Origin of the sequence: Enterococcus crotali (genome assembly GCF_000633635.1) — a bacterium.
GTDB lineage: Bacteria > Bacillota > Bacilli > Lactobacillales > Enterococcaceae > Enterococcus_L > Enterococcus_L crotali.
The window spans coordinates 793753-819184 of record NZ_AYPQ01000001.1 but is presented as its reverse complement, the minus strand read 5'-3'; the positions used below and the strand labels follow the sequence as shown (position 1 = coordinate 819184).

The 25432-nt window shown below is 38.0% G+C and carries 23 protein-coding genes; 18 read left to right on the top strand and 5 right to left on the bottom strand.

The features are described from left to right. Positions 1-240 precede the first annotated feature (240 nt). From pyrR to V192_RS0103815, 12 genes are all read left to right on the top strand, one after another. Positions 241-885 carry a bifunctional pyr operon transcriptional regulator/uracil phosphoribosyltransferase PyrR gene (pyrR, locus tag V192_RS0103870; RefSeq protein ID WP_025869034.1) on the top strand — a complete coding sequence of 215 codons (645 nt, stop codon included), beginning with the start codon at positions 241-243 and terminating at the stop codon, positions 883-885. A gap of 33 nt (positions 886-918) precedes the next feature. After that, complete coding sequence (locus V192_RS0103865) at positions 919-2205, top strand: solute carrier family 23 protein (protein WP_025869033.1); 1287 nt, start codon at positions 919-921, stop codon at positions 2203-2205. Between the two features lie 158 nt (positions 2206-2363). Further along, positions 2364-3290 carry an aspartate carbamoyltransferase catalytic subunit gene (locus V192_RS0103860; RefSeq protein WP_025869032.1) on the top strand — a complete coding sequence of 309 codons (927 nt, stop codon included), beginning with the start codon at positions 2364-2366 and terminating at the stop codon, positions 3288-3290. 9 nt (positions 3291-3299) lie between these two features. Further along, positions 3300-4583 carry a dihydroorotase gene (locus V192_RS0103855; protein ID WP_025869031.1) on the top strand — a complete coding sequence of 428 codons (1284 nt, stop codon included), beginning with the start codon at positions 3300-3302 and terminating at the stop codon, positions 4581-4583. A gap of 2 nt (positions 4584-4585) precedes the next feature. Beyond that, positions 4586-5665, top strand: coding sequence for a carbamoyl phosphate synthase small subunit (locus tag V192_RS0103850; RefSeq protein WP_025869030.1), 1080 nt, complete (start codon positions 4586-4588; stop codon positions 5663-5665). Next, positions 5665-8844 (top strand): carbamoyl-phosphate synthase large subunit, encoded by a 3180-nt coding sequence (carB, locus tag V192_RS0103845; RefSeq protein WP_025869029.1) that lies wholly within the window; start codon positions 5665-5667, stop codon positions 8842-8844. The genes V192_RS0103850 and carB overlap by 1 nt, the downstream gene beginning before the upstream one ends. Before the next feature lie 134 nt (positions 8845-8978). Continuing rightward, positions 8979-9761: a dihydroorotate dehydrogenase electron transfer subunit gene (locus V192_RS0103840; RefSeq protein WP_025869028.1), complete on the top strand. Its 783-nt coding sequence runs from the start codon at positions 8979-8981 to the stop codon at positions 9759-9761. Continuing rightward, positions 9758-10687: a dihydroorotate dehydrogenase gene (locus tag V192_RS0103835; RefSeq protein WP_025869027.1), complete on the top strand. Its 930-nt coding sequence runs from the start codon at positions 9758-9760 to the stop codon at positions 10685-10687. The genes V192_RS0103840 and V192_RS0103835 overlap by 4 nt, the downstream gene beginning before the upstream one ends. Next, on the top strand, positions 10684-11403 hold the full coding sequence (gene pyrF, locus V192_RS0103830; RefSeq protein ID WP_025869026.1) for an orotidine-5'-phosphate decarboxylase: 720 nt from the start codon (positions 10684-10686) through the stop codon (positions 11401-11403). The genes V192_RS0103835 and pyrF overlap by 4 nt, the downstream gene beginning before the upstream one ends. Further along, positions 11400-12035, top strand: coding sequence for an orotate phosphoribosyltransferase (gene pyrE, locus V192_RS0103825; protein WP_025869025.1), 636 nt, complete (start codon positions 11400-11402; stop codon positions 12033-12035). The genes pyrF and pyrE overlap by 4 nt, the downstream gene beginning before the upstream one ends. A gap of 180 nt (positions 12036-12215) precedes the next feature. Further along, a complete protein-coding gene (locus tag V192_RS0103820) occupies positions 12216-12917 on the top strand; it encodes a carbonic anhydrase (protein WP_025869024.1) in 702 nt (233 codons plus the stop codon). A 14-nt stretch (positions 12918-12931) separates the two neighbouring features. After that, entirely contained in the window at positions 12932-13822 is an 891-nt protein-coding gene (locus V192_RS0103815) for a LysR family transcriptional regulator (RefSeq protein WP_025869023.1), read from the top strand. A gap of 291 nt (positions 13823-14113) precedes the next feature. Here V192_RS0103815 and hisC read toward each other — a convergent pair whose 3' ends face one another. After that, complete coding sequence (hisC, locus tag V192_RS0103810) at positions 14114-15172, bottom strand: histidinol-phosphate transaminase (RefSeq protein ID WP_025869022.1); 1059 nt, start codon at positions 15170-15172, stop codon at positions 14114-14116. A gap of 237 nt (positions 15173-15409) precedes the next feature. Here hisC and V192_RS0103805 point away from each other — a divergent pair, with 237 nt between their 5' ends. Both V192_RS0103805 and V192_RS0103800 read left to right on the top strand, forming a co-directional pair. Next, complete coding sequence (locus tag V192_RS0103805; RefSeq protein WP_025869021.1) at positions 15410-16606, top strand: pyridoxal phosphate-dependent aminotransferase; 1197 nt, start codon at positions 15410-15412, stop codon at positions 16604-16606. Between the two features lie 193 nt (positions 16607-16799). Beyond that, positions 16800-17708, top strand: coding sequence for a phosphate ABC transporter substrate-binding protein PstS family protein (locus V192_RS0103800; protein WP_025869020.1), 909 nt, complete (start codon positions 16800-16802; stop codon positions 17706-17708). Between the two features lie 61 nt (positions 17709-17769). On the opposite strand, the gene V192_RS0103795 is transcribed toward V192_RS0103800, so the two are convergent. Then, positions 17770-19527, bottom strand: coding sequence for a sensor histidine kinase (locus tag V192_RS0103795; RefSeq protein WP_025869019.1), 1758 nt, complete (start codon positions 19525-19527; stop codon positions 17770-17772). Further along, positions 19524-20237, bottom strand: a complete 714-nt coding sequence (locus V192_RS0103790; protein WP_025869018.1) for a response regulator transcription factor — start codon at positions 20235-20237, stop codon at positions 19524-19526. Before V192_RS0103790 ends, V192_RS0103795 begins: the two co-directional genes overlap by 4 nt. Before the next feature lie 145 nt (positions 20238-20382). Here V192_RS0103790 and V192_RS0103785 point away from each other — a divergent pair, with 145 nt between their 5' ends. From V192_RS0103785 to ffh, 4 genes are read left to right on the top strand one after another with little or no spacing between them, the layout of a single operon-like run. After that, positions 20383-20850 carry a 2-thiouracil desulfurase family protein gene (locus tag V192_RS0103785; protein ID WP_025869017.1) on the top strand — a complete coding sequence of 156 codons (468 nt, stop codon included), beginning with the start codon at positions 20383-20385 and terminating at the stop codon, positions 20848-20850. Positions 20851-20852: 2 nt separating this feature from the next. Next, positions 20853-21497 carry an NUDIX hydrolase gene (locus V192_RS0103780; protein ID WP_025869016.1) on the top strand — a complete coding sequence of 215 codons (645 nt, stop codon included), beginning with the start codon at positions 20853-20855 and terminating at the stop codon, positions 21495-21497. 50 nt (positions 21498-21547) lie between these two features. Then, the gene (locus V192_RS0103775; RefSeq protein WP_025869015.1) at positions 21548-21886 is read left to right on the top strand and encodes a putative DNA-binding protein; all 339 of its coding nucleotides are present in this window, start codon (positions 21548-21550) and stop codon (positions 21884-21886) included. 4 nt (positions 21887-21890) lie between these two features. Continuing rightward, positions 21891-23309: a signal recognition particle protein gene (ffh, locus tag V192_RS0103770; RefSeq protein ID WP_025869014.1), complete on the top strand. Its 1419-nt coding sequence runs from the start codon at positions 21891-21893 to the stop codon at positions 23307-23309. A 63-nt stretch (positions 23310-23372) separates the two neighbouring features. Here ffh and V192_RS0103765 read toward each other — a convergent pair whose 3' ends face one another. After that, the gene (locus V192_RS0103765) at positions 23373-24536 is read right to left on the bottom strand and encodes an ABC transporter permease (RefSeq protein ID WP_025869013.1); all 1164 of its coding nucleotides are present in this window, start codon (positions 24534-24536) and stop codon (positions 23373-23375) included. Continuing rightward, on the bottom strand, positions 24533-25432 hold the full coding sequence (locus V192_RS0103760) for an ATP-binding cassette domain-containing protein (protein ID WP_025869012.1): 900 nt from the start codon (positions 25430-25432) through the stop codon (positions 24533-24535). Before V192_RS0103760 ends, V192_RS0103765 begins: the two co-directional genes overlap by 4 nt.

Below are 25432 nucleotides of genomic sequence, written 5' to 3'. Positions count from 1 at the left end.
AGAAGGAAACATGCAGAACAATATCTAAGTGCGCTTAGAAAAAATCTGTGTGAACTGAATGGTATCTTTGTATAGATAAATTCAATCCTCCTATCCGAACACGGGTGGGAGGATTTTTTGTTTGCTGTGAAACATAAAGAACAAAGTGATTCGATGATGAACAGAACTTGGCGAACGAAGTGAGCGAACCACCCAAAAGCCTAAACTACTTAAAATAAGGAAAAACAAGCACTAAGACACATGAAAAAGAGCAAGTGTAACGCCTTTACACTGAAACAAGTTGCCCATAAGGCATCTGTAAAAATCAACTTTTCAGGAGGAGAAAAAAATGCAAAAAAAGAAGTCGTTGATGCAGTAACCATGAAACGCGCACTAACTAGAATCACTTATGAAATTATCGAAAGAAACAAAGGAATTCAAGATATCGTTTTGGTAGGGATCAAAACTCGAGGAATCTACATTGCTCAAAGGATTGCCGAACGTTTAAAACAATTAGAAAATATTGAGGTCCCAGTTGGTGAGCTGGATATTACGTTATACCGCGACGATATGGATGGACAATCAATGAAAGACCGCTCATTAGAAGAACCAGAACTTCACTCATCGGATATTCCCGTCTCACTAGAAGGAAAAGAAGTGATTTTAATTGATGACGTACTCTTTACAGGTCGAACAATCCGGGCGGCAATGGACGCAGTAATGGACCTTGGACGACCAAGAAAAATTTCATTAGCAGTCCTAGTAGATAGAGGACACAGAGAACTTCCGATTCGAGCAGATTATGTTGGGAAAAATATTCCAACGTCAATGGCAGAAGAAATCATAGTTGAAGTAGAAGAAAAAGACGGAGCAGATCGAATTTTGATCGCAAGCACAGAAGAGTAGACAAATACAATAGCAAAGATAGGGTAGGTTGAGATGACAGAAAAAGAATTTCGCAATGAAGAAGCAGTTTTAGATATTCATGATAGACCAAAGACAGCACATTGGATCGGTTTGAGTTTACAGCATTTATTTACAATGTTCGGTGCAACAGTTTTAGTTCCGATTTTAGTAGGAATCGATCCCGGAATTGCTTTAGTCAGTTCTGGTCTTGGAACAATCGTCTATTTATTCGTAACGAAAGGGAAGATCCCGGCTTATCTAGGAAGTAGTTTTGCCTTTATCGCAGCTATGCAGATGCTGATGAAAAGCGACGGCTATCCGGCGATCGCTCAAGGTGCAATGACAACAGGGTTAGTTTATCTAATCGTTTCAATCATCATTAGTAAAATTGGCTCAGCTTGGTTAGATAAAATTTTACCACCGATCGTAGTTGGACCAGTTGTGATGGTCATCGGATTAGGACTTGCTTCTAATGCAGCAAATAATGCCATGTTCAACAATGGAGAGTACGATTTTAAATTTATCGCAGTGGCCTTGATCACACTTGGATTAACTATCTTTTATAACATGTTTTTCAAAGGATTTTTAGGCTTGATTCCAATTTTACTCGGAATCGTTAGTGGTTATCTCGTTGCGTTATTGTTCGGAATCGTAGACATCGAACCAATCAAAAATGCAGCTTGGTTTGCTATGCCAAAGTTTGAAATTCCTTTTGTTCAATATCAACCAAAACTTCATTTAAATGCAATTACAACAATGGCACCAATCGCTTTTGTCACAATGACAGAACATATCGGTCACTTGATGGTTTTAAATAAACTAACAAAACGAAACTTCTTCCAAGATCCAGGTTTATCAAAAACATTGATGGGCGATGGTGCTGCACAGATTGTAGCAGGTTTGGTCGGTGGCCCTCCTGTCACAAGCTATGGAGAAAATATCGGAGTGCTTGCAATTACACGAGTACATAGTGTGTTCGTTATTGCAGGAGCAGCGGTATTCGCCGTTGGACTTGGCTTTGTAGGGAAATTGAGCGCAATCATCTTAAGCATACCTGGCCCAGTTATTTCGGGAATCAGCTTCGTCTTATTCGGAGTAATTGCGGCAAGCGGATTGAAAATCCTAATCGATAATCAAATCAATTTTGACAAGAAAAAGAATTTACTGATTGCATCAGTGATCTTAGTCATTGGTATCGGTGGTTTAGTCTTTAAACTAGATACCTTTGAGTTATCATCAATGGCATTAGCAACAGTCTTAGGAATTATTTTAAACTTGATCTTACCTGAAACAGCACGTAGTGAAGAAACGTCTAACTAGAGAAACGTTGTTACGATCGTTATCTAGCTTCAAGAGCTAGCCTCTCGGAAAAAAGACAAATTATAAATGAGGTAATGAGCACCGCAGCCATAATTTTCTATTTTTCTGTCAAGGATGAACGAGCTCTTCCAGCTTTTAAAACAAGGAGGAATGAATGCATGATCATCACATCTGAACGTATCAGTTTAAAACATCTTTTAACCGTTGAAGCATTAAGTGACCAGGAAGTTATGGGCCTGATCCATCGTGCACAGGAATTTAAACGAGGAGCGACATGGCAGCCAGAGAAAAAGCAATACTTTGCCACAAATTTGTTCTTTGAAAATAGCACACGAACGCATAAGAGCTTTGACGTTGCAGAAAAAAAATTAGGGATCGAAGTAATCGAGTTTGAAGAAAGTATGAGCTCGGTAAAAAAAGGTGAGACGCTTTATGATACAGTGCTGACAATGTCGGCAATCGGAGTTGATGTGGCAGTCATTCGTCATGGCGAAGAAAATTACTATGATGAACTGATCCAAAGCAAAACGATCCAATGTTCCATCATTAATGGTGGAGATGGTAGTGGTCAACATCCTACCCAATGTTTACTAGATTTGATGACAATATATGAGGAATTTAAACACTTTGAAGGATTAAAAATTGCAATTGTTGGTGATATCACTCACTCTAGAGTGGCAAAATCAAATATGCAGATGCTAAAACGACTTGGTGCAACCATCTTCTTCTCAGGACCAGAAGAATGGTACGACAAGCAATTTGAAGCATATGGACATTATATGCCTTTAGACGAAGTGGTTGAAACTGTCGATGTGATGATGTTGCTTAGAGTACAACATGAACGTCATGATGGCTCCGAAATGTTTTCAAAAGAAGAGTACCATCAGCAATATGGTTTAACTGTTGAGCGAGCGAAACGTCTGCAAAAACATGCAATCATTATGCATCCTGCTCCTGTTAATCGAGATGTTGAATTGGCGGATTCTTTGGTAGAAGGAATTCAATCTAAAATCATCCAGCAGATGAGCAATGGTGTTTATATGAGAATGGCAATTTTAGAAGCAGTATTACACGGAAAGGCATAGGTGAACAACATGAAAACACTTATCAAAAATGGAAAAATCATTAAAAAAGACAACCAGTTAATTCCAGCAGAAATTTGGATCGAAGATGGTAAGATCAGAGCAATTGGAGAATCTTTTGACGAAAGTACATTTGAAAAAGTCTACGATGCTAAAGGACAGCTGATCACTCCAGGATTAGTTGACGTCCATGTTCATCTAAGAGAGCCGGGCTTTACTTACAAAGAAACAATCGAAACTGGTAGCAAATCAGCTGCAAGAGGTGGATATACAACTGTTTGTGCTATGCCTAATTTAAATCCTGTACCGGATACCGCTGAGAAATTAAAAGAAGTCTATGAAATCATTGAAAAGAATGCGGTGGTAAAAGTGCTACAATATGCGCCAATCACTGAAGAATTACGTAGTGAGACATTGACAGATCAAAAAGCGTTAAAAGAAGTGGGCGCTTTTGCATTTACAAATGACGGAGTAGGTGTACAGACTGCCGGTACAATGTACCTTGCCATGAAAGAAGCTGCGGCACTGGATATGGCAATCGTGGCCCATACAGAAGATGAGTCACTCCTTTTTGGCGGAGTCATGCATGAAGGTGAGATTTCTAAAAAACTAGGTTTACCAGGGATTTTAAGCTCTACAGAAGCATCACAGATTGCTCGAGATGTTGTTTTAGCAGGGGAAACTGGGGTTCACTACCATGTTTGTCACGTTTCAACGAAAGAAAGTGTTCGTGTGATCCGCGATGCAAAACGCGCTGGCATTCATGTCACGGCGGAAGTTGCTCCTCACCACTTGATTTTAGTTGATGAAGATATTCCAGAGGATAACGGTTTTTGGAAAATGAATCCACCTCTTAGAGCAACATCTGATCGTGATGCCTTGATCGAAGGTTTACTGGATGGAACGATTGATTGTATCGCAACAGATCATGCGCCTCATGGATTGGAAGAAAAAAATCAAACCTTTTTAAAGGCACCATTTGGAATTGTAGGGAGTGAGACAGCATTTCAATTGATTTATACGAATTTTGTTGAAACTGGAAAATTCACATTAGAACAAGTGATCAACTGGATGGCAACGAAGCCTGCTGAGATTTTTGGTCTAGATGCAGGGACACTTACAATCGGTTCTCAAGCAGATATCGCCGTTTTTGATTTAGAGTTAGAAGAAGCCATTGATGACAAAGAGTTTGAGTCAATGGGAATCAATACTCCATTTGTTGGCTGGAAGGTTAAAGGAAATACATTAATGACATTTGTTGATGGACAGTCAGCTTGGTCTAAGGGAGATGCATAAATTTGAAGCGACTATTGATACTAGAAGACGGAACCGTTTTTGAAGGAAAAGCATTTGGTGCAGATGTTAATGTTGTGGGCGAAATCGTGTTTACAACAAGTATGACAGGCTATCAAGAAACAATCACTGACCAAAGTTTCAATGGTCAAATTATTACATTTACCTACCCGATGGTCGGCAACTATGGTGTCAATCGCGATGATTATGAATCGATCTCTCCAACTTGTAAAGGCGTAATCGTCAAAGAACATGCACGACTTGCATCAAATTGGCGTGCCCAGATGACGTTGGATGAATTTCTAAAAAGAAAAGGGATTCCTGGAATTTCAGGAATCGACACGCGTGCATTAACAAGAAAACTTCGTTCGGTCGGAACAATGAAAGCAGCTTTTGTAGATGCTGATGATGATTTGACTCATGAATTTGATCAGCTAAAAGCAACCGTTTTACCTAAGAATCAAGTAGCTCAAGTTTCTACAACAAAACCATATCCAAGTCCGGGTATTGGACGTAATGTTGTCGTCGTTGATTTTGGCTTGAAACATAGTATTTTAAGAGAACTATCAAAGCGCCATTGTAACTTGACCGTTTTACCATACAACACTGATGCTGAAACGATTTTAGAACTTTCACCAGATGGTGTGATGCTGACAAATGGACCAGGTGACCCCAAGGATGTGCCAGAAGCAATCGAAATGATTCGAGCTATTCAAGGGAAGGTACCGATTTTCGGAATTTGTCTAGGCCATCAACTGTTTGCTTTAGCAAATGGAGCAGATACGTACAAAATGAAATTTGGTCATCGTGGCTTAAATCATCCTGTTAGAGAAATCGCCACAGGAAGAATTGATTTTACCTCGCAAAACCATGGATATGCAGTAGATGAAACAACCGTTGATCCTGAAAAGTTGTTGATTACTCATGCGGAAGTCAATGATGGTTCAGTAGAAGGTGTTAGACATCGCCAATATCCTGCTTTTACAGTGCAATATCACCCAGATGCCGCACCGGGTCCACACGATGGGCTTCATTTGTTTGACGAATTTATGGAATTAATGGATGCATGGAAGGAGCAAGACTAATGCCAAAAAGAACAGACATCAAAAAAATCATGGTAATTGGTTCTGGACCAATTATAATTGGCCAAGCCGCTGAATTTGATTATGCCGGTACACAGGCTTGTCTTGCTTTAAGAGAAGAAGGATATGAAGTGGTTTTGGTCAACTCAAATCCAGCTACAATCATGACAGATAAAGAAATTGCAGATCAAGTATATATAGAGCCAATCACATTAGAATTTGTTTCTCGTATTTTACGAAAAGAACGTCCAGATGCAATCCTGCCGACATTAGGTGGTCAAACAGGACTAAATATGGCAATGGAATTAGCTGCTTCTGGTATTCTAGATGAATTAAAGATTGAGCTGTTGGGAACAAAATTGGATGCGATCGACCAAGCAGAAGATCGTGATTTATTTAAACAGTTAATGGAAGACTTAGACCAACCGATCCCTGAAAGTGAGATCGTCAATACTGTTGAACAAGCGGTAGACTTTGCTAATACGATCGGTTATCCAATCATTGTACGTCCTGCATTTACCTTAGGCGGTACAGGTGGTGGCATGTGTGATAATGAAGAAGAGCTGCGGATTATCGCTGAAAATGGGCTGAAATTATCTCCCGCTACTCAATGTTTGATTGAAAAAAGTATTGCTGGATTTAAAGAAATCGAGTATGAAGTCATGCGTGATTCTGCGGATAATGCGATCGTTGTCTGTAACATGGAAAATTTCGATCCTGTCGGAATCCATACAGGTGACTCAATCGTATTTGCACCAAGTCAAACCTTGTCTGATCATGAATATCAAATGCTTCGTGATGCTTCTCTAAAAATCATCCGAGCGTTAAAAATAGAAGGTGGCTGTAATGTTCAGTTAGCTTTGGATCCTCACAGTTTTAATTATTATGTGATTGAAGTCAATCCACGAGTATCTCGCTCGTCCGCTTTGGCTAGTAAAGCAACGGGATATCCTATTGCCAAATTAGCTGCAAAAATTGCTGTGGGGTTAACATTAGATGAAATGAAAAATCCTGTTACAGAGACAACTTATGCAGAGTTTGAGCCGGCATTGGACTATGTTGTTGCTAAAATCCCCCGTTGGCCATTTGATAAGTTTGAAAAAGGGGAACGACGTTTAGGCACTCAAATGAAAGCAACTGGCGAGGTCATGGCAATTGGTCGTAACATTGAAGAGTCATTGTTAAAAGCCGTTCGCTCACTTGAAATCGGCGCATACCACAACGAGTTGAAAGAAATGCAAGAAGTTAGCGATGAGTTATTGACTGAAAAAATCGTGAAAGCACAAGATGACCGATTATTTTATCTATCAGAAGCGATTCGCCGAGGGTTCACGATCGAAGATTTAGCTACACTTACCAAAATCGATTTATTCTTCCTAGATAAGCTGCTTCATATTTTTGAGTTGGAAACAGCCTTGCAAGAAAATATCAAAGATGTTGGGATTTTAAAAGAGGCCAAACAAAATGGGTTTACTGATAGAAAAATTGCTGAATTATGGCAGTTAAGCGAGCAAGCTGTTGCAGACTATCGGCACGAACAAAACGTACTTCCTGTCTACAAAATGGTCGATACTTGTGCTGCAGAATTTGAATCACAAACACCTTATTTTTACAGTACTTATGAATTTGAAAACGAAAGTATTCGCTCTGAAAAACCATCTGTATTAGTATTGGGCTCAGGACCTATTAGAATCGGGCAAGGTGTGGAGTTTGACTATGCAACAGTCCACTCAGTAAAAGCGATCCAAGCCGCAGGTTATGAAGCAATTATTATGAATAGTAATCCTGAAACAGTCTCAACAGACTTTTCGATTTCAGATAAACTATATTTCGAACCATTAACATTAGAAGATGTGATGAATGTGATCGAATTAGAACAACCAACTGGAGTGATCGTCCAATTCGGTGGTCAGACAGCAATCAATTTAGCTGAACCATTAGTCAAACAAGGCGTGAAAATCTTAGGAACATCGATCGAAGATTTGGATAGAGCTGAAAATCGTGATTTATTTGAACAAGCATTACAAGAATTAGATATTCCTCAACCACCAGGAGATACTGCTACGAGTGCTGAAGAAGCAGTCGCGGTAGCCAATAAAATCGGGTATCCCGTATTGGTTCGTCCGAGCTATGTACTTGGTGGTCGGGCAATGGAGATCGTTGAGAATCAAAAAGACTTAGAAGATTATATGCGCAATGCAGTTAAAGCATCTCCTGAACATCCGGTGCTAGTGGACAGTTATTTATTGGGTAAGGAATGCGAAGTCGATGCGATTTGTGATGGTCAGACAGTCTTGATTCCAGGCATTATGGAGCACATTGAACGTGCTGGAGTCCATTCAGGGGATTCAATGGCCGTTTATCCACCGCAAACTTTATCAAAAGAAATTCAACAAACAATTGCAGATTATACAAAAAAACTAGCAATTGGCCTTAACTGTATCGGTATGATGAATATCCAATTTGTTATTCACGAGGAGAAAGTTTATGTGATTGAAGTCAACCCTCGAGCAAGTCGAACCGTCCCATTTTTAAGTAAAATTACCGGAATTCCGATGGCTCAAGTAGCAACAAAAGCAATTCTTGGTGAGAAACTAGTTGATTTAGGCTATCAAGACGGTCTATATCCTGAAAGCCAGCAAGTTCACATCAAAGCGCCGGTCTTTTCATTTACGAAACTTCAAAAAGTCGATACGTACTTAGGACCTGAAATGAAATCTACTGGTGAGGTGATGGGCTCTGATTACAGCTTAGAAAAAGCACTATATAAAGCCTTTGAAGCTTCCGGGCTGCATTTGCCTAGTTTTGGTGCAGTACTGTTTACAATCGCTGATGAGACGAAAGAAGAAGCTCTAGTATTAGCAAAACGTTTCAATGATATCGGGTATAGCCTGATTGCAACAAAAGGAACGGCAGATTTCCTTATAAACAATGGACTGTCAGTGAAAACCGTTCTTAAAATAAACGAAGGCGGTGAAACGGTTCTAGACTTGATACGTAGTGGTGAAGCACAAGTCGTTGTAAATACCATGGATAAAAATCGTTCGGATCTTAATCAAGATGGATTTTTGATTCGTCGAGAAGCTGTGGAACATGGCGTACCATTATTCACCTCTTTAGATACAGCAGAAGCCATTTTAAAAGTCTTAGAATCACGTGCATTTTCAACCGAGTCAATCTAATTTCAAATAAACGGTGAGAAAAAAGTGTTTATCTCCGAAACATTCAAGATAGTAGTGCTTTAGCACTGCATATGATTTGATCGAAGCGTAATAGTTACTCTTTCTCACCCCTAAGTTGTAAAGGAGTGGAACAAATGAAACAGGAAATAATGACGATCACCTCTCAACAACAATTAGCGCCGAGAATTTTCCGAATGACGTTGACAGGAGAATTAGTCAATGAGATGGACAAGCCTGGGCAGTTTATTCATATAAAAGTACCGCGAGCAGATATGCTTTTAAGAAGACCGATCAGCATCAATCAAATTAATAAAAAAGATAAGACATGTACGATCATATACCGAACAGAAGGGGATGGAACTAAAATTTTTTCTGAACTTTCGACAGGTGATGTCCTAGATGTTATGGGACCGTTAGGAAATGGATTTGACGTGAACTGTCTAACAGCTGGTCAAAAAGCGTATGTGATTGGTGGCGGGATCGGGATTCCCCCTATGTATGAATTGTCAAAACAATTAAAGCAAAAAGGCATTGAGGTTGTCCATTTTCTTGGCTATGCTTCTAAAGAAGTTGCTTATTTCCAAGATGAATTTGTCGCTTTAGGGGATACGAGATTTGCGACAGACGATGGTTCATTTGGCGTTGAAGGCAATGTAGGGAATCTTTTGTTGGATGCAATTCAAAAAGAGCAGCCTGATGCAGTTTATGCCTGTGGTGCTAATGGAATGTTAAAAATGATTGCACAGGTTTTTCCAGAGAACCCGAATGTTTTTCTTTCTTTAGAACAGCGGATGGCTTGCGGAATGGGGGCATGCTACGCATGTGTATGTCATGTGCCAGATGACGAAACAGGAACGAAAAGCGTCAAAGTATGTGATGAAGGGCCGATTTTTAGAGCCAGTGAGGTGGTTTTATGATGAAAAATCCGTTAGCAATCAGTATTCCTGGTTTAGAGTTGAAAAATCCTATCATTCCTGCAAGTGGTTGTTTTGGATTTGGTGAAGAATACGCTAAATATTACGATTTAGGAAAACTTGGCTCGATTATGATCAAAGCAACAACTCCGCAAGCACGATTTGGAAATGCAACACCAAGAGTAGCTGAAACACCTAGTGGGATGCTAAACGCGATTGGTCTACAAAATCCAGGCTTGGATGTAGTGATGCATGACAAACTTCCAGCACTTGAAGCGTATGATGTACCGATCATCGCTAATGTTGCAGGAGCTTGTGAAGAAGATTATGTCGAGGTTTGTCGTAAAATTGGTGATGCGCCAAATGTTAAAGCCATTGAATTAAATATTTCCTGTCCCAATGTAAAACATGGTGGAATTGCATTTGGAACAGATCCAGAGGTGGCTTTTCAATTAACACAAGCAGTGAAAAAAGTAGCTAAAGTTCCAATTTACGTAAAACTCTCCCCAAATGTGACAGATATTGTGCCAATCGCTCAAGCAATCGAAGCGGGCGGAGCAGACGGTTTTTCAATGATCAATACATTGTTAGGGATGCGGATCGATTTAAAAACTCGTCGTCCGGTATTGGCTAATCAAACAGGAGGTTTGTCAGGACCTGCAATCAAGCCTGTAGCCATTCGTTTGATCCATCAGGTTTCTCAAATTTCAAGCTTGCCGATTATTGGTATGGGTGGTGTTCAAACGGTAGATGATGTCTTAGAAATGTTTATGGCAGGAGCAAGCGCTGTAGCCGTTGGGACTGCTAATTTTACAGATCCGTATATTTGCCCTAAATTGATCGATGAGTTGCCGAAAAGGATGGCGGAACTTGGTATTGAGTCATTAGAGCAACTAATCAAAGACGTTCGGGAGGAAAAAAACGTATGAGTCAACGACCAATCATTGCTTTAGACTTCCCTTCAAAAATAGAAGTAGCCGATTTTTTAACTAAATTCCCTAAAGAGGAATCGTTATTCGTTAAAGTAGGAATGGAACTGTTTTATCAAGAAGGACCAGAGATCGTTCGCTGGTTGAAAGGAATGGGTCATGCTGTTTTTCTTGATTTAAAATTACATGATATTCCAAATACTGTTGAAAAATCAATGGTCGGCCTAGCCAAACTCGGTGTCGATATTACGAATGTTCATGCGGCAGGTGGCGTTAAAATGATGGAAGCCGCAAAAGCAGGCTTAATAAAAGGAACCCAACCTGGAGCACAAGTGCCTATTTTGATTGCTGTGACCCAGCTTACTTCAACAAGTGAACAAGAAATGCAACAAGATCAATTGATTGAAGTCCCTTTAAAGGAAAGTGTGATTCACTATGCGGAGTGTACCGAAAAAGCTGGTCTAGATGGTGTCGTTTGTTCTGCATTAGAGGCCGCTGACATTCATCAAGCAACAAGTGATACATTTGTGTGTTTAACCCCAGGGATACGTCCAAGCGGTAGTGATATTGGCGATCAACAACGTGTCGTGACACCAACAGATGCAAGAAAAATCGGCTCGACATATATTGTAGTAGGACGACCGATCACACAGGCTAAGGAACCTTATAAAGCATACCAACAAATAAAAAATGAGTGGAATGGAGCAAGCAAATGACAGAATTAGCAAAAAAAATTGCCAAAGATTTATTAGAAATCGAAGCAGTCTTTTTAAGCCCGAATGAACCATTTACATGGGCGAGTGGCATCAAAAGTCCAATCTATTGTGATAACCGGATCACCATGAGCTATCCAGTTGTTCGTAAAGATATTGCCAAAGGCTTAGCAGAGAAAATCAAAGCAGCTTATCCAGATGTACAAGTTATTGCAGGAACAGCGACAGCAGGGATTCCCCATGCCGCTTGGGTAGCAGATATTTTGGATTTGCCGATGGTTTATATTCGCAGTAAAGCGAAAGAACATGGAAAAGGCAACCAAATCGAAGGTCGTATTTTTAAAGGTCAAAAAATGGTTGTGATCGAAGACTTGATTTCGACTGGAGGAAGCGTACTAGAAGCGGCGGATGCAGCGCAACGTGAAGGCGCAGACGTTCTTGGGGTGGCAGCAATCTTTACGTATGAATTGCCAAAAGGGAAAGCAAATTTTGAAGAACAACAAATGGATTTAATTACTTTGACGAATTATTCTACATTGATCGATGCAGCACTAGAGTCAAATTATATTGAAGAAAATGATGTCGTATTACTAAAAGAGTGGAAACAAGACCCTGAAAATTGGTTGAAAAAATAGTTTATACTAAAAAGTATAATTTTTGATGGTTGATTCAAAAGTTATACTTTTTTCTTGATCGCTCGATTTATTCAGATATGTTATACTTTGAAAAAAAGAGCAAAGCAGTTATTGAAAATTGACTGTTCATAATAATTAGTATACAGTTATTCAAACGATAAAATCAGAAGGTGGGGTTTGATGAAAAATATTCGCAATATGGACGTGGAGTGGGGCTATGAAGGAGAGCGTGGGCCAGAGCATTGGCATACGCTTTGTGACTGGTTCTCAATTGGGGCTAAGTACCCTTACCAATCACCCGTCAACTTATCAAAAAATTTAATCAATGGCAATGCTACTGACAGGGCAATTGATTTTTGTTATAAAACAGAAGAATTTACAGAAAAAGAATTCAAAAATACGTTTCATTTTGTTCCACCAAATACAGAAAGCTATATTGTTTTCGAAAATGAAAAATATTACTTGACTGATATTCACTTCCATACACCAAGTGAACATACACTCGATGGCAAGCACTCACCTTTAGAATTTCATCTTGTTCATATGAATAATTCTGGTGATAACTTAGTTGTTGGTTGCCTGTTTACGATTACTGCAGAGGAAAATAAATTTTCAAAAAATCAGACTACTCTTGAGTGGAACGCAAGAACCCATCAGCAGTGGTTTGATCCTTCGATTTTTTTACCTGAGCAAAAATCCCATTTTCACTATTTGGGCTCACTTACTACGCCACCAACAAAAGGACCGGTTCATTGGTTTGTTTTTGATTCTATTCAACAAATGGATCGTGACTTTTTTGAGCGGATCGATGAAGGTATGCTGCCATTTAACAATCGTCCTGTTCAAGCCTTGAATGGACGTAAAATCTATTTTTCTGAATAAAATGGAGGACATCTATGAATATTCAACAGATGAAATATGTGGTAGCTGTTGCAAATAATGGTAGTTTTCGGGAAGCGGCAAAGAAACTTTTTATCACCCAGCCAAGTCTTTCTAATGGGATTCGCGAACTAGAAGAAGAGATTGGCGTAACGTTATTCATACGTACCAATAAAGGCGCTTCTTTGACTGAAGAAGGATTGACCTTTTTAGAGCATGCAGAAAAAATATTGACCCAAATGGAAATGATTGAAAATCGCTATCAAGAAGTGACAAAAAGTGAGCGTTTCTCGATTTCTTCCCAACATTATGATTTCCTAGGTGAGGTCATGGGGAAAGTGATCCAGCAGTTTAAAGACCAATACAAAAATTTCCGTGTATTTGAAACAACCACACTAAAAGTGATCGAAGATGTGAAAAGTTATCACAGCGAACTAGGTATTATTTATTTAAATAGTCAAAATCAATCTGGAATTGAACGGTATTTGGAACAAGCCAACCTAACGTACGAAGTTATGGGAAGCTTTAAAACACATATTTTTCTTGGGAAAGATCATCCATTGGCGAAGCAAAAGGAAATTGAGCTAGAGCAGCTATGTTGCTATCCTCAAGTTCGTTTTACACAAGAAGGCAGTAACTTTGCTTATTTTTCAGAAGATCTTATCGAAAATCAAGAGCAAGAAACAGTGATCTACACAAATGATCGAGGCACATTGATGAATTTACTTGTAGAAACAGATGCGTATGCGTCAGGCTCAGGTGTGGTGACGGGTTTTACTAAAAAAGAAATTCGTTTGGTTCCATTGGCAGATAGTGCGAACAATAAAATCTGTGTTCTCTATCAAAAAAATAAGACGATCAGTACAATTGGTCAATTTTTTATAAAAGAATTGAAACAGTTGTTTTAAAGTTTCAATAGTATAAATTTCTTAAAAACATCCTTCATTCATTGTTAGGATGTTTTTTGTTATGAATATTGTCTATTAGATTTATCTTCAATTAATGTATAAAAAAAAGAATGCTGCGGGGGGTAAGTTTATTGGTTCGTCTTTTTAAAAGACCAAATAGTAGTGCAATCAGCACCAAACAGAGTAGGCGTGTACTTTTCTGTAAATCGCTACTGAATTAAATCGTATTCTAATATAGGATAACTCCAAGAAATCCAGGTCTACACTTCTGGTTTCTTGGAGTTTATTCAATCACGCGTTGTTCTTTTCTACATAGTCACTTAACAAGAGATAGACTTGCTTCATTTCTTCTTGAGTTCCAATTGACACTCGTAAATATTTATTCAATCGTTTGATTTTAGGGAAATAACGAACGAAGACATTTTCTGCTTCTAAATACTGATAAAGATCTTGCATCGTCAAATCAGGATGAGTCATCAGTAAAAAATTTGTTTTTGAATCGAATGATGAAAAGCCAATGTCTTCGATTTTTTGGGCAAACCAGTCTCTCGTTTCACAAATTTCTTTAGTAATTCCTAGATAGTAGTCTTCATCTTCAACAGCAGCGATAGCTAATTTTTCAGCTAAGGTATCAACAGAATAGGGATTGAATGAGGATTTGATACTTTCTATAACTTGAATATATAGCGGATTACCAATGGCGTAGCCAACTCTTAGGCCTGCCAAGGAACTTGATTTTGAGAAAGTTCGAATGATAATCAGATTTTGATATTTTTCTAAAAGTGAGAGAGCAGACGGACCTGCAAAATCAATGTAGGCTTCATCAATGATTACAATAACTTCTTGATTGCTTTTCAGCAACTCTTCGATTTCTGCGAGCGATTTGAATAACCCAGTAGGTGCATTGGGATTGGCAATGATTATTCCACCATTTAGTTGTGTGTAGTCAGCCATGGCAATTTCAAAGTCATTATTTAATGGTAACTCTTTAAATGGAATCTGGAATAAATCCGCCCAAACTTTATAAAAGCCATAAGTAAGGTCCGGAAACAAGATAGGATCAGGGCTATTAAAAAAGGCAAGAAAACAAAAGGCTAAAACTTCATCTGAACCATTGCCGATTATAAAGTGATCAGGAGATAACTTGTGTTTAGTACCTAATGCTTTTTTTAAAGATAGATTATCAATAGAGCTATAGCGCTTCAATTGTTCAATATCAAAGTTTCTCAATACATCTGCGGTTTTTGGAGAAGGTGGATAGGGATTTTCATTGGTGTTTAACTTGATCATGTCTGGAAAATCAGGCTGTTCTCCTGGGATATAAGCTGTAACTTTTCTAATACCTTTCATGTGGTTCTCTCCCTTCATTTCATTTAACTATAAAGAAGAGAAGAAGCTTTCGCAAGAGGAAAATGTGAATTTAGAAAGAAAAAACTGGGAATTGAAATACAAATTTCATTTTAGACGAAATTATGCTATTATAATTCCATTAAGAAAATATCAATTGAACATAAGTATTTTGATTATCGCTGGTTTGATAACATTCAGTACTGGCAATTACAAGATTAGATAAGAAGGGATGGTTTGATGGATTTAACCAAAAGATTTAACAAACAAGTAGATAAAATCGCTGTTTCGATGATTCGTCAGTTCGATGAACAAGTAACCGATATCGAAGGAATCATAAAATTAACTTTAGGAGAGCCAGATTTTAATACCCCTGAGCATGTAAAAACAGCAGCGCATGATGCGATCAAAGCTAATTTTTCACATTATTCTGGTATGTCAGGTTTGACTGATGTCCGTGAAGCAGCTACATTTTTTATGAAAGAAAAATATGGTGTTAGCTATCAACCAGCTTCTGAAGTTTTGGTAACTGTCGGGGCAACTGAGGCGATTTCAGCAAGTCTATTGTCTATTTTGGAACCAGGGGATAAAGTGTTGATGCCAGCCCCCATTTATCCAGGATATGAACCCGTAATCACCTTGGCTCAAGCAGAACCTATTTATATCGATACAACCTCAAATCATTTTGTCTTGACACCTGCAATGATTGAAGCAGCGATGCTAGAGCATGGTGATCAAGTCAAAGCAATTATTCTAAATTATCCAAGTAACCCAACTGGAGTAACGTATAATCGTGAGGAAGTTAAAGCCATTGCTGATGTATTGAAAAATTATTCGATTTTTGTAATAAGTGATGAGATTTACAGTGAATTGACCTATGATGATCAGCATGTATCGATCGCAGAATTTATCCCGGAGCAAACGATTTTGATCAATGGTTTATCAAAATCACATGCGATGACAGGTTGGCGGATCGGGTTTATTTTTGGTCCTGAGACGTTGATTGCTGAAATAATCAAAGTGCATCAATATTTAGTTACAGCTGCTTCTACTATTTCTCAAAAAGCAGCAGTTCGAGCATTAGTTGAGGGGATGAACGATGCTGCAGTGATGAAAGAAGAGTACCGTGAACGACGAGACTTTGTCTATGAACAAATGACTTCTTTCGGCTTTGAAGTAGCTCGACCGAATGGTGCATTTTACATTTTTGCCAAAATCCCCAAAGGCTATGAGCAAGATTCAATGAAATTTTGTGTGGCGTTAGCTCAGGAACAAGCAGTTGCAATTATTCCAGGAGTGGCATTTGGTAAAGAAGCAGAGGGGTATGTCCGCATTAGTTATGCGGCAGATTTAGCTACATTAAAAGAAGCGATGAAACGAATAGGTCTGTATATCAAAGAAGCGGCTAGAACAGAAGCACTTAATCCCGAGAAATAATACAGAGTTGCTTCTGCTCCCATCGTTCATTCGTATTTAGGGTGTGAAACAAAAGTGATTTTTACTTTTGTCTCACACCCTTTTCTAAACACAACCTTTACATTCATTTACCCATTATTTACAGAACATTGAAACAGAATTAACACACCGCTGTTAAACTGATCTTGTAACTAATTGAAAAGGACGTGTAAAGATGAAGAAACGTTTATTATCAGCAATTGTTTTAAGTGTAGGACTTTTAGTCGCAGGTTGCGGCAGCCAAGGAGCCGCAACTGGTGATAGTAGTAATAAATCAAAAGATAGTGGTACCAATAGCAATCAACCTGTTAAAATCGTAGCAGTAGGCTCAACAGCGTTACAGCCATTAGTGGATGCGGCAAAAGATCAATTTACAACGGAGCACCCGAATTATACGATTTCAGTACAAGGTGGTGGAAGTGGAACTGGACTTTCTCAAGTCTCCGACGGCGCTGTAACAATCGGTAATTCTGATGTCTTTGCCGAAGAAAAATCAGGTGTCGATGCATCGAAACTTGTTGATCATCGTGTGGCGGTTGTTGGTATGGGCCCTGTTGTCAACAAAGACGTTGGTGTAAAAAATATCACCAAGCAAGAGTTGATCGATGTTTTTACTGGAAAGATCAAAAACTGGAAAGATTTAGGTGGTAAAGATCAAGAAATCGCTGTGATCAATCGTCCAAGTGGAAGTGGTACACGGGCAACGTTTGAAAAATGGGGTCTGGATGGGGCGACAGCAGTCCAATCACAGGAACAGGATTCATCAGGAACTGTGCGACAAATCGTCGCACAAACGCCTGGAGCAATCAGTTACCTAGCATTTTCCTACATGGATGACTCAACAGTAGCATTAAGTATTGATGATGTAAAACCAACAGAAGAAAATGTTGCGGATAATTCATGGAAAATTTGGTCATACGAGCATATGTACACAAAAGGTCAACCAGATGATGATGTAAAAGCATTTTTAGATTTCATGTTAACAGATGATGTACAAGAAGGCGTTGTTAAAGAGCTAGGCTACTTACCAATGACCGCAATGAAAGTGGAAAGAGACGTCTCAGGAACGATCACTAAAAAATAAATTCTTCCCCTAAAGAGTCAAAAAGAAGCTGACGTTATCACGTCAGCCTCTTTTTGTTTTTTTAAGTTTTTGGCAACCTCACTCTGAATGTCGAACCGAGCCCCAAATGACTATCGATTGTAACTGTTCCGCCTAATAGTTCCGTATAATTGTTAACAATCGATAAGCCTAAACCAGTTCCGCCTGAATGACGACTACGGGCTTTATCAACGCGATAGAAGCGCTCAAAAATCCGTTCCTGATCTTCTAAACTGATACCGATACCTGAATCTTTCACTTCAAAGAAAAAGGTATCAGTGAAACCAAAATCGATTGTGATCGTTCCATCTGATTGGGAATACTGAATCGCATTTTCAATCAAATTTTTGATGATCGGATAAAATAGCTCATATTTGGTTGTATAAATTGTTGTGTTATCACCAAGAATCTCAATCTTTAAATCTTTTTCATTGATTGCCTTACGATAAGAGCGAAGAATCTCTTGTGTAAAGGGAAGTAAAATAACTTCTTGATCATCATAAGAAATATTTTTACCATCGCGAGAAAGCTGTAGAATTTCTTGGATCAGTTGCTGCAGACGCAGCGCATCTTTTTGCATGATTTCTAAAAATTGCGATAATGTTTCAGGATCATCTTTAGCGCCATCTAATAAAGTTTCAGTAAAACCTAAGAGAGAGGTAACCGGTGTTTTTAATTCGTGTGAAACATTACTAACAAAATCTTTTTGCATTTTCTCTAACTGTCTAACACGAGTCAAGTCATAAGCAATTCCAAGAACCTGATAGTCATTGCCGTCTTCTTCAATGAATCTTAAAGACATATCTAAAATAGTTTCATTCAACGAATCACTCAACTTGATTTCTTGATGTATCGAACTTTTTTCAGTAATCACTTGGTGAATCAAATGGATCAGCGCAGGTTCTTTGATTACATCAAAATAATCTTTGCCTGCATCATTCTCATCGATCATTAAAATATTTACCATCTTAGGATTGATCAGCTGCAATTTTCCATCTACATCAATAATAAACACACCAATCATTAATTCATCCAATAAAGCATGAAATTGCTCTTCAGTGGAAGTATAAGCTAAATACGTTTGACTCATTTGTTGGCTCAAAAGATTGACCGTTTGATATAGTTCGTTCCATTCGGGCGAATCTTGGATGATCGAGCGAGCCTCATCTGGGTATTTTACGATTTTTTTCAATACCGGAAGAACAGTTACAAGCGGTTCATTTTTCTGATGAAGCAATAGAAAGACAAACGCTGTAATAATCAAAAATAACAAACCCAAAGTAAATACAATATATCGTTTGAAAGATTGTATACTATTGGAAAACAGGGTTGTTTCCTCAGACATGCGAAGGATACCGACCAGTTGGCCATCTTTTTCAACTGGTAACGCTAAATAAAGCAATTCTTTTTTTAACGTAGCGCTTTTTCTCAAGTCAGAGCCAAAATCAGCACCTGAAAGAATGGCTTTTATTTCAGGTCTGTTACTTCTAGAATCGTGTAGCGCTGGGTCGATGCTATCGTAGAAAATAGTTCCTTGCCCGTTCATCAACGTCAGCCGTTCATTTTTATCTGTTGAATAATGCTCGATGAGTTTTTTTTCTTGGGCTGAAAATTGTTGCGTTAAAAATAAATCGGGGGAAAGTTGGTCGAGGATCAAGGTCCCTTTTTTTTGCAAGTATTCTTCCTGCTGTGATAATAATTCCTTTTTAAAAAAATAATTCGTTAAAAAAATACTGCCTACAAACAAACCAAACATCACGATTCCAACAATCAAATATTCAAAGCGCTGGCGTTTTTTCATTTTTTAGGCTCCTGAAAACGATAGCCAAATCCTCTAACTGTGATTAAGTAAGCAGGACGTTTTGGATCAATTTCAATTTTATCTCTTAAGTGACTGACATGGACGTCAACAATACGGCTTTGACCTGCAAAATCATAATTCCAAATTCGGTCTAATAAGGTATCACGATCAATCACTCGATCCTTTCGTTTGATAAAGTAGACAAGTAATTCAAATTCCTTTGGCGTCAGCTCGATTTTCTTGCCACGGACGGTCACTTCATAATTTTGTTCATCCACGCTGATCTCACCTAAGATTAATGGTGCTTTTACAGTTTCAGCCATCTCTTCTGATTTATTTGACACAGGTTTTAATCGCCGGAAAATAGCTTTCATTCTAGCTAAAACCTCTCTAGGGCTAAAAGGTTTTGTTAGATAGTCATCCGCACCGATTTCTAGTCCAATGATTTTATCGACTTGATCATCTTTAGCAGTTAATATCAAAATAGGTGTATCGATTTTTTCTCTACGCAGTGATTTCGTGATTTCTAAACCATCCATATTGGGCAGCATAACATCTAAAATAATAAAATCAAACTGGTTAGATAGAGCTAACTCGTAACCAACGGCTCCATCAACGGCTGTCATTACTTCATAGCCATCTTTTTCTAAGTTAAATGTCAGCAGCGTGACAATCGATGGTTCGTCATCAACGACTAATACTTTTTTCATCTATTTAGCTCCTTTAAATACGAAATAAATACAAGGTTATTTTATCACAGATTCCGGGGGATCAAAAACTTTATGGAATGTTTCTAAAACTACTTTCAAAGTCAAAGAAATGGTATAATGATAAAGATTGAAATGAGGGAAGCTAATGATAGGAATCAGTGCATGTCTGGGTGGGGTTTGCTGCCGTTATGATGGCCAAGCAAAAGAAATCACTGCCTTAAAAAAGTTAATAGACAACGGCAAAGCAATAGTCGTTTGCCCGGAAGTCCTTGGAGGTCTACCGATCCCTAGAGAACCTGCTGAAATTAAGGGAGGAGATGGCTTTGATGTCTGGAATGATAAAGCAAAAGTCCTCACTGAGACAGGGGAGGACATGACTGAATCATTCAAACAAGGAGCAATCATCGCGTATCAAAAATTAATTGAACATAATATTACAACGATTATTTTGAAAGAAAATAGTCCGTCTTGTGGCAGTAAGAGTATTTATGATGGTACGTTTTCTGGCAATCATCGTGATGGAGCAGGAGTTGCTACAGCTTATTTTATTTCACAAGGACTTGTTGTGATTTCAGAAAATGATTGGCAAACAGTCATTGAACGTGAGGGATAGTAATGTCAGAAAGTGAAGTATTAAAAATATTTGATAGAAATTATCGGCAACTCGGCACAGCGACACGGCAAGAAATTCATTTGCGAGGGCTTTGGCACGAAACCTTTCATTGCTGGTTTTATACGATTCAGGAGAACGAACTGATTGTTTATTTTCAAAAACGATCAGCTATAAAGAAAGACTTTCCCAACCAACTAGATATTACAGCGGCAGGACACTTATTAGCACAAGAAACCGTGACTGATGGTTTTAGAGAAGTGAAAGAAGAACTAGGAATCAATGTTACGAGTGATGATGCACAGTTTTTAGGTGTCTTCCCAGTAAAAATCGATTTAGATGACTTTATTGATAATGAGTTTACAAATGTTTATTTGGTGGAAAAAGAAATTTTATTAGGAGAATTCCAATTACAAGAAGAGGAAGTGGCAAGTATATTTCCAATTACCTTGACGCTTTTAAAACGATTGTTTAATGATCCCAGTGCGGAAGCTACTTTAATGGGGTATACTCAAGATCAAAAACAACAGAAAATTGTGGAAGAACGCTTCTCCAAAAAAGATTTTTGTGCGAATGCGCAAAGTTATTACGATCGATTGATCGAATCTTTTGAAAAAATCCTCGAAAATCAAATAAGAACTATTGACTAATCACTCTGAAATCGGTAACCTAAAGGGGATTGAAGATAGGAGCAACAACTATGGAAATTGAAAAAACCAATCGGATGAACGCACTATTTGAATTTTACTCCACTTTGTTGACAGAAAAACAAATGAACTATATGGAGATGTATTATGCGGATGATTTCTCTTTAGGTGAAATTGCTGAAGAATATAATATCAGCCGTCAAGCAGTGTATGATAATATTAAACGGACAGAAAAAATTTTGGAAGAATATGAAAGAAAACTTCATTTATTTTCTGATTATGTCGTTCGTGGAGAATTACTAGAAACACTAAAAAACTACGTAAACGAAACTTATCCGAAAGATACAACGATTGCCCGTTATATAGAACAAATACAAGAAGTAGAGGAATGAGATTATGGCTTTTGAAAGTTTGACAGATCGCCTGCAACAGGCAATGAGTAAATTACGTCGCAAAGGAAAAGTATCTGAAGCTGATGTAAAAGAAATGATGAGAGAGATACGTTTGGCATTACTAGAAGCCGATGTCAATTTACAAGTGGTGAAAGATTTTACCAAACGTGTTCGTGAACGTGCAATAGGTGTAGAAGTTCTGGAAAGCCTGTCACCTGCACAACAGATTGTTAAAATCGTTGATGAAGAATTAACAGCGACATTAGGTACCGAAACCGTTGGCTTGAACAAGTCTGAGCGTATTCCCACTGTAATTATGATGGTTGGTTTACAAGGGGCTGGTAAAACGACCTTTGGTGGTAAACTAGCGAACCATTTGATCAAAAATGAAAATGCTCGTCCACTGATGATTGCAGCCGATGTCTATCGTCCAGCAGCAATCGATCAATTAAAGGTATTAGGACAACAATTAGATGTACCTGTTTTTGATATGGGTACGGATGTTAGTCCGGTTGAAATCGTTCGTCAAGGGATGGAACTAGCGAAAGAAAAGAAAAATGATTATGTTTTGATCGATACGGCAGGTCGTTTACATGTCGATGAAGCATTGATGGATGAATTAAAACAAATCAAAGAAGTAGCTCAACCAGATGATATTTTACTTGTTGTTGATGCAATGACAGGGCAAGATGCAGTTAATGTTGCAGATAGTTTTAATCAGCAATTAGGGATCACTGGGGTTGTGATCACAAAACTTGACGGTGATACTCGAGGCGGTGCGGCACTTTCTATTCGTTCTGTCACTGGGGCACCGATCAAATTCATCGGTTCTGGTGAAAAATTAACTGATTTAGAAATTTTCCATCCAGATCGGATGTCCAGCCGAATTTTAGGTATGGGCGATATGCTGACATTGATCGAAAAAGCGCAACAAGATTATGATGAGAAAAAAGCTGAAGAACTTGCAGTTAAAATGAAAGAAAACAGCTTTGACTTTAATGATTTTATTGAGCAACTCGATCAAGTAATGGGCATGGGACCAATCGAAGATTTATTGAAGATGATTCCTGGTATGAATAATATGCCTGGTTTAGAGAATGTTAAAGTCGATCCTAAAGATGTGGCTCGCAAAAAAGCAATGGTTCTTTCAATGACACCTGCTGAAAGAGAAAATCCAGATCTTCTAAACCCAAGTCGTCGTCGCCGAATTGCTGCGGGTTCTGGTAATAACGTTGTTGAAGTCAACCGGATGATCAAACAATTTAAAGAGTCAAAAAAAATGATGCAGCAAATGTCTAAAGGAAATATGGATATCCCAGGCATGGATCAAATGCTTGGTGGAGGCATCAAAGGTAAGCTTGGAAAAATGGCCATGAACCGCATGGTGAAGAAAAATAAGAAGAAGAAAAAGAAGAAAAAATAAGATAAAAAAAGTTGAGCAAAGTCCGATGATTTTGCTCAACTTTTTTATGATAGTACTGTAACACTATACTGCAATGTTGCTACTATTTTTCCTCTTTTTAATGCGGTTGATCGACTCATGAATTTCTTTTCTAAAGACAAGATAGCTTCCAATCAAAGCAGTGATTACTCCGTAAATCAACAATGCTGGAATTGGGGAAGCATCATTTTGATAGTTATAATAGCCGCGGTTGAACACAAGAACGACTGGAACATAAATGGTCATGGCAATGACTACGGGGATTTTAAGTGTATCAAACAACAAATAGTTGCCTTTTTTCTCCAAAGTAAGCTTAGGAAACAGATATGAGCCAAAGAGAAAGAGCAACAACGATAAAAAGACAGCTAAAATAATTGGTAGGATAGAAATGGGATCCTTCGTTACGGTATAGACAAAAAATTTATTCGTTACATAGGTATCCGTTGTTGCCTTTGTAAAATAATGCCATGCATTTATGACAGATGTAATGAAAAATTCGAATGATAAACAGAAACCAAGGGCAGTAAGAGGACCCAAAATGACATTACCTGTCACCAGACCAATAAAGACTGCGATGAAGAAGTAAAAGATATATGTCGCCCAACTGGCTAATACGTTTGCTGACAAATCCATCATACTTATATTGACATACTCAGCTGGAATTCCCGTTGTAATGATGCCAACAAACAAAATTTTAGCTAGTAGTAGGCTACTTAATATCGGGAGTGAAATCAGAGCAAGCTTTGAGAAATAGATTCTACGTTTGGAGACACCTAATGAAAAAAGAAACTCATTGAATGATGTCCTTAAATCAACAAAAAACATAAAAAATCCCACTGATACAATAATCGCTACTAAAAGAATCGGATTTTCATTAAAATACATTGAAAAGTAAGGTTGATCCACATCAGTGATCAGTTTTCCTTGGTCATCATAACCTATTGTTTGATAAAACAAACTTAATCCTTCTTTTTTATCTAAATCCTGACGTTCTTTAAGAGATAACCCGTTATACCTTGGATCATCGTTAGTTTGTATGTTCTTTGAATCATCGAGGTATTGTTCGGAGTTATAATAATTGTTCATCTCCTTCCAACGATTAACATCACTGATCCCCAGATAGGTATAAAACAAAATAATAGAAAGACTTGTAATAATCAAAGCTAGTCCATAGCGTTTTTTCAAAATGGTCATTAACTGTTTATTCATATCAATTCTCCTTGTAAAGAGTAATCTGTTTCTTCATTCGTCAGGTTCACTTCAAAAACATCTTCCAATGTCAATGGCAGTTCCTCGAATAAGATTGGTTGTTCTGCTTGAATCAACGACTTCAATTCGTCGGTATAGTTTTCAAAGATAGCTGTAACAACACGTCCTTGAAAGTGAAGTAGCTTACTATTTTCTTTAACAAGTTGAGGCACTTTCTTCGTTTTAAAAACCATTTGGATTTTACGCGCATGTTCTCTTAAAACTTCTAAGTGATAATCAAGTTGAATTTGATTTTTTTTCAAAATTAGTGCACGATCGATAATACTTTCCAACTCATTTAAATTGTGAGAAGAGATAATGATCGAACGACGATTTTCACTGACGTCATCTAAAAGAATTCCTAAAACATTCTTTTTAACAATAACATCTAGACCATCCAGCGGCTCATCCAGTAACAAGTAATCTGCATTAGAACAAATAGCCAGAATCATCTTATAAAGACCTTGCATACCTTTAGACATCGAGCGATACTTAAACTGGGGATTCAAATTATTTTTCTTAGTTAAGGCTAAATACTTTTCTTTATTAAACCCCGCATAAGCATTTTGGTAAAATACAAGCAATTTATCTAACGTATAACCTGAAAGAAAATTGTATTGCTCATCAATATAAAAGACTTTCTGTTTAAGTATTTTATGTTCTTGAATATCCTCTTGATCAATCAGAATCCTTCCTTGATCCAATTCATAGTGTCCAGCAATAGATCTGAAAAAAGTGGTTTTACCAGAACCATTTCGACCGATCAAACCAGTGATTTCACCTTTATTGAATGTTAAGTTGATTTGTTTTAGAATAATATTTTGATCAATCCTTTTTTCTAAATTTTCTATTTTCAT